At 48.9% G+C, this 14,731-nt stretch carries 5 protein-coding genes; all 5 read right to left on the bottom strand.

Annotated elements, in window-relative coordinates; translation table 11 throughout:
* Positions 1 to 699 precede the first annotated feature (699 nt).
* The 5 genes from J4864_RS08565 to J4864_RS08545 all read right to left on the bottom strand — a co-directional run bounded on the left by J4864_RS08565 (position 700) and on the right by J4864_RS08545 (position 14,144).
* Positions 700 to 1,302, bottom strand: a complete 603-nt coding sequence (locus tag J4864_RS08565; protein ID WP_211815314.1) for a hypothetical protein — start codon at positions 1,300 to 1,302, stop codon at positions 700 to 702.
* Positions 1,299 to 10,535 (bottom strand): SpvB/TcaC N-terminal domain-containing protein, encoded by a 9,237-nt coding sequence (locus tag J4864_RS08560; RefSeq protein WP_211815313.1) that lies wholly within the window; start codon positions 10,533 to 10,535, stop codon positions 1,299 to 1,301. Before J4864_RS08560 ends, J4864_RS08565 begins: the two co-directional genes overlap by 4 nt.
* A gap of 84 nt (positions 10,536 to 10,619) precedes the next feature.
* Complete coding sequence (locus J4864_RS08555; RefSeq protein ID WP_211815312.1) at positions 10,620 to 12,179, bottom strand: T9SS type A sorting domain-containing protein; 1,560 nt, start codon at positions 12,177 to 12,179, stop codon at positions 10,620 to 10,622.
* Between the two features lie 35 nt (positions 12,180 to 12,214).
* Positions 12,215 to 13,351 (bottom strand): porin family protein, encoded by a 1,137-nt coding sequence (locus J4864_RS11980; RefSeq protein WP_211815396.1) that lies wholly within the window; start codon positions 13,349 to 13,351, stop codon positions 12,215 to 12,217.
* 70 nt (positions 13,352 to 13,421) lie between these two features.
* Positions 13,422 to 14,144 (bottom strand): porin family protein, encoded by a 723-nt coding sequence (locus J4864_RS08545; protein WP_211815395.1) that lies wholly within the window; start codon positions 14,142 to 14,144, stop codon positions 13,422 to 13,424.
* Positions 14,145 to 14,731 lie beyond the last annotated feature (587 nt).

The following is a 14,731-nucleotide window of genomic DNA, read 5'->3' as shown; positions in this document are numbered from 1 at the left end:
TACTTCACCATGATATCCTCACCACGAGCATGCTGCACCGTTTCACGGTTGCGCCCCTTGGCATCCGTATAGCTCTCCGCATGTCGTCCCAGTGCATCCGTGACCGTTGTCTGGAGCATTGGTTCACCGTCATGGCTACCGATACTGTAGGCTGTGCGTGTCACACTGCCGTCAGCAAGCGTAACACTCATGGTACGGTCGTGTGCATCATACTCTGTCTTTGCCTGCAGATCACCTGTAGCATGGTTGTAAGTATCAATATTACCATAGCTCTCCGTCATTGGGTAATAAGCTGTAATATTACGTCCAAAGGCATCGATAACAGCTCTTCCACTGATGATGGAGACCTTTTGATTGCTGCCACCAGACCAAACCACACCTGTCTGCTTCGTCTGGACGGCACGCATCAGCGAGTCGGCAAAGGTATAGGTATCTATGTTGCCTTCCTTAGAATAATGAATGGTATGTGCCTTGCGTTCTGCAGGGAAGTACTCAAAGCGGATAGTAAATGGCTGACCGCTCTCTATCTCATACGGAGCACGGATTGTCTGCTGACGTCCCAGTGCATCGTAGGTGTATTCCATCTTCTGCCCGTTGAGGTCGGTGGTTACAGAGGGAGCATTGTTCATCCGTAACCATAGGGATGGGAGATGTACAACTGAAAGCGTCTTTATGGAAAAGACCATACAGTGTTGTGTATTAATCCCAATAGATAGAGTGTGGATTGAGTTCCCTTGTTATTTTAATCTCCTTATCTACATCGGCAACTAACATTCCATTAGGTTTTATTTTATAGATGCCATTTGAATAACATAATAACATTGTATCAATCCATAACTCTAATGAATCATAAATCATAATAGGATCTACAGATAATGTCACTTGTGGACTATAATAATATAGTGCTCCAATGGTTTTACTTTTCGGCGACAAATCAATCAGTATGGGATCTTCCATGATACCATTATAAATAAAAGGAAGCATCTTTCTATGTGCAAAAAAATCATCTGTTGTTGCATCTAACATGTACAAACTCGTAGTAATTGAAACTTTTGCGGGATTCCCTATTGTGGAAAGTTTTACCTGATTATTTATATTAAAAAGAATATTCTCATCTGCCCCTGTAGCCCAATCATAAAAATCAAGTAGCATTTGAAGAGGGCACATTCCAAGATTTGTAAGCACATGAGCGGTTTGATCTCTGTCAAAACCATCATTACTATCTCTTAACAATCTAAGAATGGGGCTCTCTATTCGAGTTAATTCACCTTCCAGTAAATTTAATTTCTCCTTTAAGTTCATCGTAAATTATCATTATATTGTTGATACTGCATTTCTATACTCATTGATGTTGTTGGCGGAACTATTATTGGAGTTACAGTCCTTGAAACTATCTTTTCAGCAATTGTGCCTATACTTTTAAGAATGGCTACTACAGTTGCTCCTATTGCAATATTCTTAACAACATCTCGGTTGGGATGTATTTTTTCAGTGACAGGAACTGTAGAACCAATAGGAATATGCTGCTTTTCTTTTTTACTATTGTCAGGAACTAAAATAATTAGGAAATGGTCTCCTGTCTTCATATTATTACTTTTCACCAAAGTACTCAAATACTGTCCATGAGATCGATTCTCTGATCTTGGAACTTGCATAACAGAAGCATTAGATCCACCTTCTTCTGTATGTGCATATGGGTATTCATCCCGATCTACTTGTGGGGAAGAAGATATTCCGCTGGCTTTCAATGCTGCAGTTCTTCTTCTAGCAGCATTTATATTACTTGAATCATAAGTTAACAGCGTTGGATTACCTTTCGCAATACCTCTTTTATGATTCATGTATATATACTTCCATTTCTTCTCAAATATATATACACGGACAGTTTTATTTCCTCCTTTTGAATTATTAGCATTCTCTCCTTCTTTACCAATAAGATCAATGAATCTTATAGGATTATTATCACAATATATATAGCTTGATATATTTGGATTCTTCTCCACCAACGGATCCACCCCATACCAAATACTAGCCACAGGGTTCATGTACCTTGCACCGTAATAGTACAAACCTGTCTCTTCATCGAACTGCTTGCCGTTGAACTTATACGGCAGGTCTTCACTGCTACTATGCTCGTCAACCAACAACTCACCGTACGGCAGGTAGGCATCATATTGAGTGATATTGGCTTTATCGTCTGTGATGTAGGACGTACTGCCTAAATGGTCACTGTGATAGAAGAAGGCCTCTTCCTTTGTAGTGTCAGTAGGGATGTAACCATAACCAGCCTGCGGGTCATCGGGGTTGCTCGGGTCGTTCCAGGAGACAGGAGGGCCGGGGTTAGTGCCTGGTGTCGTGTTAGGATGTGGAGTCTGTACCCAGCCCTGCGGTACGTCGTGGTTGCCCAGCTCCCTGATGATGGAGTTGTAGCCGATGTGCGTGTTCTCCGGATCACCGTACGCACCCTTCATCGTCGGCACGCCGGGGGCGATGCCCTGCTGCCTGTAATACGCTTCCTTCTGACGCTGGATCTGGTTCATGCGCTCTGCATAGTCCTGCTGACCGGCGGTTACGTATGAGCCGTTGCGCCCGTAAACGTTGTTGAACAGGCCTGTACCGATACGGCTGGCGATTCGCTTGTCCCCGATGAAGTAATGCTTTGTAAAGCGATTCTTGTTTACAGAGAGGATACTTGCAGGATAAAGCGTAAAATTATCTGTTTCATGGAAGGTTATTCCCTGTGGTGCACCGTTGATATATACGCCCTCCATCGTACCGTAACTCTTCATAATACGTTCGCCGGCAGCGTTGTAAGTGTAACGACTCGTCTTACCGTTATCGCTTAAGACCATGAGTCGGTTGTCTTCATCCCAATACATCTCACGAGTAGTATTCGTAGAGTCGTTCGTTACTAATGTTGGATTACCATTTGCATCGTAGGTGTAATGGTCGTGACCTATCTGTGTTGGAGCCGTCGGATGGTTACTGTCCTCATACCTATAAGCAAAGTCATAAGACCCGGCTGTCGTCGTTGAGTCCACCTTCTGTACCTTCGTCAGCGGCTCGCTCATCCGTCCGAACGACATCACCATATCATACGATGCACGCTTCGCTCTGCCACTTGCATGGACAAGGCGGTTCAGCTCGTCATACTCATACACATGCATACTCCTTCCTCCTAACTTCGCCTTGTTGAGTTTCGTCAGCGACGTTGGGTTGGCAGCATTTGTAATACCGAGGATATTATCCACAGCATCATACTGGTACCTGTTCTCCATCACAGTCTGACCGTCCGCTGTAAGGTTCATCACCTGCAGACGTTCACGCTGCTTGTCGTATGTATAGGTTGTCTCCGTGCCATTACCGAGCTTCGTATAGACCGTATGACCCTCCTTGTCGTAACCTATCCTGTCAACAATAACGCTCTCACGTCCCTGTTTATTACTCGTCAGGCTCTCTACCTGTCCAGCAGCATTGTAGTGATAGGTTACCACCTCACCGTCAGGATAAGTCATCGTCTGCACACGGTTCCAGCTGTCATACGTAGCACCATAGACATAAGTCCTGATATCCGCCACGCTCGCCATGACTGTACGGACAGTCTTCGTCACCTCACCCTGTCTACCATAGTAATAGGCTTCACCGCCACTCGCATCCTCAACGAGGGCAAGACGACCGGCACGGTTGTACTTGTCGCCGGCCTTGCCGTAGGTATAAGTGACACGGTTAAACAGGTTTTCAGGATAGAGCACCTCGTGCAGCCGTTCGAAGTCGTAGGTGTAAGAGATGCAGCCCTTGTCGGATATCGACTTCCTAAGCTCTGCCGTGAGCTTCGTCAGGAGGTTGCCCGCCGCATCGTAGGTCATGTCCGTCTCACCCGCATCAGGATGATTCACCATGAGCTTTCTCCCTAACAGGTCATAGGCATACTTCGTCTCCCTGCCGTTGGGATGCTGCACCGTCATCACCTGACCGACAGGGTCATAGCCGTACTTCACCCTGATGTCTTCGCCTCCTGCATGCTGTACCGTCTCCCGGTTGCGCCCCCTGGCATCGGTATAGCTCTCCGCATGTCGTCCCAGCGCATCCGTGACCGTTGTCCGGAGCATCGGTTCACCCTCATGGCTGCCGACAGCATAAGCCGTACGTGTCACACTGCCGTCAGCAAGCGTAACACTCGTGGTACGGTCGTGTGCATCATACTCCGTCTTTGCCTGCAGATCACCCGTAGCATGGTTGTAAGTGCCGATGTTACCATAGCTCTCCGTCATTGGGTAATAAGCTGTAATGTTACGTCCGAAGGCATCGATGACAGCCCTTCCACTGACGATAGAGACTTTCTGATTGCTGCCACCAGACCACACCACACCCGTCTGCTTTGTCTGGACAGCACGCATCAGCGAGTCGGCGAAGGTATAAGTGTCAATGTTCCCCTCCTTGGAATAATGGACGGTATGCGCCTTACGCTCTGCAGGGAAGTATTCAAAACGGATAGTAAACGGCTGACCGCTTTCTATCTCATACGGAGCACGGATCGTCTGCTGTCTGCCCAGTGCGTCATAGGTGTATTCCACCTTCTGCCCGTTGAGATCGGTGGTTACAGAAGGCGCATTCCAAAGACCGTCATAAGCCGTGCTGGAGCTGTAGCCGTACGCATCCTTGACACTTGTCAAAAGACTATGATAGCGGTCGTCATACGTATAAGCATAGAACATACGCTGATGACTGTAGTTCTCCGGCTTCGTCATGCGTGTGATGTTACCATAGCCGTCGTATGTCATGTTATAGATAGACGGCCTGTCACCGTTATGGAGCATGATCTCCGTTATCTCACCGTTTCCGTCCACTTTCGTTGAGCGTTCACGGTAAGTCCTGCCGCCGCTGCTGACAGTGATATGGCTCGGGACACCGACGATATACTTATCCGCTATCTTATGATAGCTGATGTCTGCCTCTAAGCTATAACCCGCTGCCGTCTCCTTATATCCCTGCAGGTTACCATAGTCATCGTAAGTATTGCTGACAGCAACCGCCAGACTGTCCCCACTATCTACATCAAAGTTACTCTGGACGAGCGTCTTCAGGGCAGGGAAGACAACAGCGTCTGCCGTGTTGCTGCCTGCGGCAAGCGTCTTCAGGTCGTAGTCATAGACAGATCCCTGCAGCTTCTTTCCGTCAGCGGTATAGAGATATTCACTCGTAACAAGCCCATGCGCATGGTAATCCCTGTTCCTGCCGTAGGTCTGTACGGAGTAACGGTAGAGCCTGTCACCGTTCTCGGTATCTATCTGATTGGTACGCACCTGCCTGAAACCGTAGAAGTCACGCTCACGGCGGTCACGGTAGCCGCCGCTGTATTCAAAGGTGTTCCTGCTCCGTACCGCTCCGTTCTCCCTGTATCCGCCTGTCGTCTCAACCGATGACATCACCCAGCGGCGCCCCGGCAGGTCGTAACTCGGAGCCGTCTGCTCATACCCGATATGGATATGTCCGCCGAAAGGAAGCGTCACGGAGCGCAGCAGGTTCGTTCTGCCCGTGAGGTTGCGGTAGACAACAAGCTGCTTTCCTCCGTCAGCGACAATAATATCTGGATGTCCGTCACCGTCGATGTCCCTCATCGCGGCCTCGGTACAGCTGACACCGTCAGACAAAGAACCTACTCCCTTGAATGTAAGTCTGAATTTCAATATCCAGACATGAATGGGAATAGAGACAGAGAAATTACCATACTTGGAAACAGAAGTTGCCAGAGACTGGTTAATTTGTCCATTTGCCTCATGTGCATTCGGCATGAAGCCGGCGCCGGTATTGAAGGCTATGTTGATTTTTTCACCGTCACGGGTGACCATGTCAGGCAGGCCGTCACCGTTGACGTCGACAAAAGAGCTGCTGTTCTTTGTGGTAGTACGGGTGCCGTTGAACCCGAAGGAGATGTCCGCAGTTCCGAGAACGGGGATCCTGGTTCCCAGACCGGCGCCCCAGGTGCTGTTCTCGGAAGATTCTATGGCAGACACCCCGCTGGCCTGTTCATCAGTGAAATTATAACCGAGTCCATATCTGACCTTGCCATTATAGAGCATATCAGGGAGCCCGTCACCGTTAAGGTCCGTCCAGTCCCTTTCCGTATGGGCTTTTCCTGAAGTGAAATCACCGCTGGCGCTCACCGACGCCTTCGAGACGCCGTTCCCCTCTGAAGCGGCATGTCCGCTGGCATCGGCGCTGTTCCCGTTCTGTGTCTGGCCCTGTGCGGGCTGCGGACTTACGGGGACGGCCGTCGCATCATTAGAATTATTACCTTTTTTCTTTGCTTCTTTAACAGCTTTCTCTGCGGTAAGACTTGCTCCAATTGTCCATGCTTCAGATTTGAATTCTGGCTGTCCTACATCTATTTTCATCCTTTCATTACCAAGAACTCCTGTAGATTTCGTATATTGTGCAATAATAGCACCATCATTGTCATCCAGCCAGTCTGGGTAACCATTGCCGTTGATATCCATTAAAGCAATCTTGCTGTAAGAGGTCTGTGTAGTCTTACTTCCGCTTAGCCCTGCAAATAAGAAACTGCCGCTGACACTGTAGCCATTGCTCTTCGAGCTGCTGACAAGCACCGGGGCAGGCAGTTCCCCGGCATTCTCCGCATAGTCAACGCTGTCTATCCGGATTACATCCTCACCGATACGGGAACTGCATATAGTGTCTACAGTAATGAAAACATGTTCTGAACCTCCGACGAACATCCTTCTGTTCGTATTATAGCCCATCACCAGGAAACGCTGCTCGTTGACGGGGGTGAGACTCTCCGCAAGTCTGTTCCCGTCGTGTGTGGCATGGTAATGCTCGGCGATGTCCCTGTATTTCTCCCTGTCGATCCTCAAGGCGGACACGTCGATGGGGCGGGAGGCGTACGCCTTGTTGCCGTTATAGGCGAACTGTCCCCAGCCGCGATAGAGGCTGCCGAAGTCGACGGAGTTGTATCCGGAGAACACACAGGCCTCCAGCGTGTCGACAAGCACGCGCTGCTCAGAAGTAACAACAGCAGAAGCAGCACTCCGGTAAGAGAGGCTGTCACGCAGGAACCGTACCTTAGCTTGAATTGATGCTGACAGTTCATTTGATATGGCAAAGGTTGCCGTTACCTTTCCTGAAGCCAGCCGCCTGATAAGCGCGGTGTCCTTGACCGTGACGGTATCGGGTCTGAGCGTATCGGAGGTTCCCAGCCGGCAGGTATGGTGCAGTACCGGCAGCCCGTCTTTGTCATGTAAAGTAAGACAGACGGCCGCCGTGTCCCTGTCATCGTCCCTGTTCTCGCGCTGGACGGAAAGCACCGGGACAATGGACAGCACGGGTCGGTATCTCCTGTCCAGGGCGGTCGCCCCCGGCTTCAGGCTTCTGCCCTCCGCAATGCTGACAGGCTTGTTGAACATCCTGCGGGAAGCGACGAGGCGGACGGCGTCCGTATCACCGTCATAACGGTAACTGCACTCCCATCGGACTTTGGTCCAGTCTATGGGCGAAGTCGTCGCAATCACAAAGACAAGGGATGTTGAATCCTCCTCGCTCACATCAGCCGTGTAGTCATAGGCGTCTTTGACAACGCTGTCGGCCGGAAGGACAATGCGCTTTATGACCGTTTCGCCACGGACGTCCCGCCGTGTGACGGTGAGCGTGACATCATCAGAGGTCCTTTCCTTCGTATAAGGAGCATGAAGCTTTACCTTGCCCGTACGGTTGAAGACGGCGACATCACTTTCACCCTCGATGTAATCGGCCTTGCTGTCGTATGCTTTCAAATCAGATGAAAGATACCTGTCCTTGCCGACCGGTAAGGAGGTATAGGTAATGATCGGATTCCAGAGTACCCTGTCGTCATCTCCGTCATATCTGGACTGAAGGCGGAAGAAAAGCCTGTCACCGGCCTTTACACTACAATGAAGATTATGTGTTTTACTTCCAACCTGCAACAAGGAGTCTCGAATCATGAATCCCTCATTCTCATGCTGTATACTATAGATGATACCATCACCTTGGCTGCTTATTTTCTCAATCGTACTCTTAATATTGACTGTTCCGTCAAATGGTGCACGCCACATACGGACAGCATCATTCAGAGGATATTCCTTTTCCAAAGAGTCGCGGATGAGCCTGTAGTCTGGTACAAAATGGCTGTCTATGGCAGAACCTTTCTCTATAACAGGATTAGCTGTAACACCACTTTTTGTAGTAAAGACAGGCTTCCCATTTATTATATGGTTAAAATAGACACGTCCATTTACGGCTATATCCGTAAGGCCGTCACTGTTAAAGTCATAGAGAAAGGTACTTGTCCTGTCCTTACCTGTCGTACGGGTATAACTGATGCCGGCAGACCCCTTAGTTTTACCGACCTTACCTATCTCAGCTGCAACTTCAGCGCTGATGGAGAAACTTTTACTCTTTCCTTCTGAAAAGGAATTGACCCCTTGTATTGCGATAGGGTTACTAAAGGAGGTCTTTACGGCATCGGAATTCAGGTTCTTACGATAGAACAATTTGCCGTACTGCTGGAAAAGCTTGTCAGGGAGTCCGTCACCGTCTATGTCGACAAAAGCGACCTTGCCAAGATTCCGGCTCGAACTGTGCGTACCTGTCGTTCCGACATTCAGTGTCCCGACGGCAAGACCGAAGCCGAAGAGCATGCCTGTACCTGCAGATTTACTTGAGGAGTAACCGGCACCCAGCATGCTGAGGTTGTCATTACATCCGCGGACAGTGTGTTTCAGCAGTGATTCATAGTCGTCAGATTGAGCTTTCCATAATTCTGCCTTAGAAGAGAAAAGCCCATTTTTGAGGTCATTGTAATAGTCAAAGGATTGTGTAGCAACCTTACCATCCCTACTATCGTTCTGATCAATGCTCTTTAGCAGCATTTTGCCAAACGGTCCTTCTTCATAGTTTAAGGTATAGCTGCGGAGCTGCTGACCATTATTCTTCACCGTGACCTTACGGAGTAGCCCTTTGTCCTTTTGCATTATGCCCAACCTTCCGCTACTCGTCACATCTTTTCGTTCTGCGGCTGTAGAGTCAATATCAAACTCAATGCTGTACAGCCCTTCCGTCTCCCCGAATCCTGTCCATGTATAGCGTTCCGGATAAAGGTTATTGCCAGACTTCATGTAATGGAAAGCGGCAAAGTTCCCGTGGACATCGGTGATGCGGTCAAGCGCCCATCTGATACGGTTACCCCTGGTGTCAGTAAGAGAAGTAGCATCACTGACATGACCATCGTGTCCGCCGTAACTGTAGACTGTACCATCCTTGCCAGTCACTTCCCAGTAATAGTTCTTCGGGCTGTTACCCTTTCGGATAATCCTACTGAACCCGCCTTCAGTCATTGGATAGAACTGCTTATCAGTCTGACGTGACAAAGAGTCGGTCCTACGATAGAGTCGGTCACTGAGCTGCTGTCCCATGAGGAGATAGCTCTCACTTTCATACTGATCATCGAAACGTGGTACACCCCATCGGGTCTCTATGTCAATGCTCTGCACGGGAAGGCTCCATCCATAGCCTGCAAAGCTGCTGCCGCCCTCGCTGCTGTACTGTAAGCCGGCACTTACACCAATATCATTACGTCCTGCAGGAACTTCAAAAGGATAGGACAGTGTTGCCGTACCATTCTGATTAGCTGATGGAGCTTCAATCTGCTGAATACCTGCTGCTGGGTCAGCAGCCTTCAGCTCACTGATACCTGTGGGAACATAGTTCTGTGTTTCGGGACTCTCCGGAACTTTGATGATGCCGTTGATGACATCCGTGAAGTGGGAGGTCTCCGCCATCGCCACCTCACGTCTGGTATCAATACCTTTCGACCGGAGCATTGTCCAGCGTCGGTGCAGTTCATCATAGTAATAGGTGTGGATATCATCTACGGTATAACCTTTCGGTATCAGCGTGCTGTCGTAAGGTACTGCGATACTTGCCGGATGATGGACGAAATGATTACCATGAGGTAAGAAACGATAACCTGACACCGTATCGGTTCTTGCCATTAAGGTGTCACAGCCGCCTGTAACATTCACCATGCCTGTAGGCAAGGTCGGTAATTCTCCCCTTCTAAGTGGAGTGATACTGAGAACCTTGCCCTTCGCCATAGCCTCACGCGGTACGGCAAGCCGGGCACGCCCGACATTGAGCGTGTCGCCGTCGGAGTTGGTAAAGAACTTACTGACGGTACGTCTGCCTAAGTCAGCAAAAAGTCCTGCAGATTTCCTGTCCGGCTTGTGAGTGTCTACACGATTCAACTTTTGATTTCTTACAACTTCTTTGGAGAATCTCTTCACAGAAGAGTTCTGTATACTGTCCTTAACTTGTGTTCGTAAGGAAGTAGTTTTTGGGGAAGTGCTGTCTTTTTGTACAGAAGAGACTGTATCACTGGATGTAGAATCACTGATTACAGTTTCTTTAGCAGAACGACTACTCCCACCATTACAGGAGTTTAGTATGATTCCTGAAAGCAACAGGAACGGAAGGAGGAGTGAATGTGCAGAATGCGTCATTATTCTGTCTGTTTTGTTTCAGGCCTGGAGGTCTTCAATATATATACTTGCGTTGGCAGGCTCTATAAAGGATGACAGAGGTATTTACTTCCTCATCAGTTTGAATGTCTTTTCTTTGGTACCGCTCTGCAGTGTCAATAAGTAAACACCTGTCTGTGGCAGATGGACTTTGGTTGAGAAATACGTATCAGGCAGATTCGTCTGGCGGCTGACGAGAGCGCCGCCAGACGTATAGAGCGCCATGTCCAACGGAGCCGCTTCGCCCAGTTCCACCTGTACGCTGACATATCCATTCACCGTTGGATTAGGGCTTACACTTACATTCGCAAAGAAGTCACTGTTTCCGTCGGAAGGATTCATGGAAGGAATCTCTGTGATACCCGTCTTCGATATCTGAAACTCGTTCTCAGCCTTGTTGCCCACATGGTCTGTCGTCGTAAGAAGGTATTTCCCTTCTATGAGTCCGTCAGCAGACTGTATGCTGTCGCTTGTGGTACGATTGAAAACGGACATGTGCTCTCTCTGCAGGGTCATCTTGTAAGGAGCGATACCGCCTGTTACTCTGACAGAAAGTGTTCCTGTACTGCCGCTCTTCTCCGTGGGCTGCACTACTTCTATCGTCGTGAACATGTCTCTGGCAGCCCGTAGCGTGAAGACGGAATGGCTGCCCAACGGCACGTCCCTGAAGACGATGCTGTCGGCCGTGACCCTGTCGGCCTTGTGATACCTCAGATCCTTGACAGGGAAACTGCCCGTGCCCGTGGGGTCAACGGCAAGATAATAGCTCTCGCCTTCAGATAGCGGCCGTATCTGGCGCAGCTGACGGCTGTCGGCTGCAATGTCGACGCCTGGATTGGGAACCCGTGTCGCTGCATCCATCCACCGTCTGCCGAGCCACTTGCCGTAAGCCCTGCTCTGACGGAAAGAAAGTCTGCCGTTGTCGTCACCCCAGAGAATGCTCTCCCCGTCTTGAAGCGGCCTGTTCATGCTGACAGTAAGAAAACCGTCTTCCTCACAGCTCCTGGCTCTTGTCTTATGCAGGGCAGAGGCTTTGTCTGAGATAAGACCAGCTATACGGTGGCTGTAGCCTCTGTCGGCATATCCATTCCAAATAACCTCGCTTCTTGAGTTGAGGTAACTGCTGCGAAGGCTCACGCCGTATTTCAATGCGAGGCAGCTTTCCACACGGCAGCGTTCTGCATCGGAAAGGCGGCGGTCGAAGACGGCATACTCGACGGTCCTGCCGTCAAGGTTCCTTACAGGCAGCCTGGTGTCCCCGTTCCGCCCGATGTGCAGCGTCTGGCCGCCGCCCACACTGGAGGAGGTCGTATAGCTGTAAAGCCGCATTTCGGACAGCGTGTCCTTGGCATAGTTCATGAAGGTACCGTCACCAAGATTGGCGGCACGCGCGGTTGTCTGCATACGGGTGACCGCTTTTCCGCTGCCGAGAGACCATATTGCCTGTTCTTTTTCGCCGTATACCTTACTTACGCCTATATAGGTAAGTCCGGTTCCGGCAGCGACCCGGACAGAGGCGGAATCACGTGACCATACCGTCGGCCCGTCTACGCCACCGGGGGTCTGGGCCGCGGCAGAAAGAGCGGATAGAAAGAAGGAAACTGCCGTGAGGTATTTATGTTTCATATAGAGACTGTTTTAATATGATTCGAGGATGCTGTTTATTTGGCTTTTCCGAGAGGAAGACTGTACCCGATGGTAAGGCTGACAGTCTGCAGATTGTTCGTACGTTCCTGATACCCGTAGTCATTGGCGCAGGTGCGGAGCATGTCATTGAATCCGAAACCGTATTCCAGTCCGGCCTCCAGACCGTTCTTTGCATCAACATAGCCGATCTTTATGGCAGGAACGAACGCCGCCCGTGCCTTGACGGATTCCCTCAGGTGGTCCTGCGTGCGTTCCGCCTGCTGCCGGTACACCTCTCCAACGCGGTCATTGGTGAAGTCGATGTTACGGCTGCCGAACGGAATAGCAGCACTAATTCCTGCCCCCATATAGAACTTCGGGAAAGCGTAGAATCGGAACAGGACTTGCGGGGCAATGAAATCATAATGAAACCGTGTGGTCTCGGTTACATTTTCAGGTATCTTGCGCTCCGTCAGCTTGCTGAGAACACGGATGTAGTCAATGCCAAGCTCAGCACCTAATCTACGATATTGCCATGTGCCAAAGATGCCGATACGAGGATTTATACCACCACGTTCACTCATTGTGAAAGCAGGGCGTACGTCATGGTTTTCAACAATACTGCTTAATCCCGTTATCTTTGAGTAACCGATGCCCGTGCGAAGTCCTACACGGAACAGGTGCCTGTGAGGGAAAGAATGCCTTTGGACGTCTGAAGAATTACGTTCCGTGTTGGAAGGATTCGTTGAGATGTTGCTTTCCGTTTTGTCTCCGGAAATATTATCCTCTCCCTTGATCACAGTCTGCTGGGGCGATTCCGTGTTTTTATTTTGCGGATTGTTTATATTATCAGTCCCGTCTGATACAGGGACCGAAGCGAAAACGCCTTGTCCCTTGATACGTGATGTCTTTTTGGCATGCTTTGTCTTTTGCAGTGAATGATGTTTATGACTTCCTTTCGTTTTTTTCTTTGCTGTATAATGTGTCCGGCTCTTCACCTTGTTATATATATGCCTGGGGACGTTCTGTTCAGGCAAAGGAGGCTGCTCATCTTTGATGACAGGTGGAGGCAAGGGCGTAGAATGGTTGCTTTTAATGGGTTGCTGAACTTCCTGTACCTGTTCCGGTTTGTCATTTTTGCAACCCATTGCAGCGAAGACGATTGCAGACACAACGAATGTAATACTGAAAAGACGGCAGTTCCGTCTGTTTAATCTGCTATTCATAGGGCATTACAATGATTTACAGATTGAAAAGATAACTCACGCAGAGTTCTATATTCTGGCTATGAGTAGAGTGCTCTGCCCAGTTATAGTCATTCGTCTCGGTCTTTATCGTTGGGTTGACACCATAGAAATAACGAAAGTCCACAGCCCAGTGCGCGCCCATTTCATACCCGAAGCCACCGCCGAGGGCTATATCCGGCTGCCCTGTCAGTTTCTCCTTCATCAGCCGTTCCGTCTCTGCGACAGTGGCAAAATGATAGTTTGCAAACTTACTGTCTTCTTGATTACTCCCGTAAGATATGCCCTTGCCATTAAGGTTGGCACCCGCACGTCCGCCGATTGAGATGTTGAAGCCTTTGCGCCAGGGATAGATCTTCAGCAGAGCAGATACGCCGATGTAATTATAACGGGGTGTAACCTTGTAGTCCAGCCCCTTATTATCATTATAGACAAGCCGTGATGCCTTCTGCCAATAGTTGAATCCGCCTTCAACACCTATAATGGAACCGGTGACATGATACTGTGCGAACACTCCGACAGTCGGAGTAAGCTGCCACTTGTCTTTGAAATTGTAATTGGAATAATAATCCTCCGGAACGAGAATCTTGTTTATTCCCTTATTGACAGACATTCCGCCACCCAGACGGACACCCAGCCGGACAGGTGAAACCTGCGCTGCCAGGTTTCCCCCGGAAAGGAATAATACTGAGAATATCGCTGCTTTCAAGACTGTCTTCATCATGCTCATACACTGTGGTTATATTGTTAGGATAGGGCAAAAATACAAAAAAGAAACATAACAGAACCGGAAATGCGCGGAATTAACACTTCCTGCGGTAAAACAATACGGTTTTTCCGTTAAATACATAGATTGGGAATAAAGGCTTACGCACTTACATGGTAAGTAGGTCATAAGAATTAATTAATTATTTCTCAGAGAGCTATTAAACACATTAACAATAAATTGCGTATTTTATTGCGGAATTAAGGTTCCTCTTTCTTCCCCCATGGCAAGCAACCTGTTAATCCGTCTCATCCCTTATGATGTAATAAAAATTCAAGTCAGGAGAGTGGATATACGGTTAATTGCGATTGAATTAGGCCTTACTTGCGGTGCGAAAGGGCGTTAACTGGAGGCTTACCAACGCCCTGTAAGCGTCCAATTAAGCACCTGTTCTTTTGAGGAATGTAAATGTCTGATTGCTTGTTTGTTGTGGGGTAGGAGGCTCAGGTTGCTTTTTCTGTTTTCAGAAGTTAATGCGTAATTACTTTGTAAATAAAATTCAGATTGCAAGGGCGTGTGTTCAGCTGGGCAGCCGGTTATGT

It is taken from the genome of Prevotella multiformis, assembly GCF_018127985.1.
Classification (GTDB): domain Bacteria; phylum Bacteroidota; class Bacteroidia; order Bacteroidales; family Bacteroidaceae; genus Prevotella; species Prevotella multiformis.
This window is presented reverse-complemented; position numbering and strand designations above follow the sequence as displayed.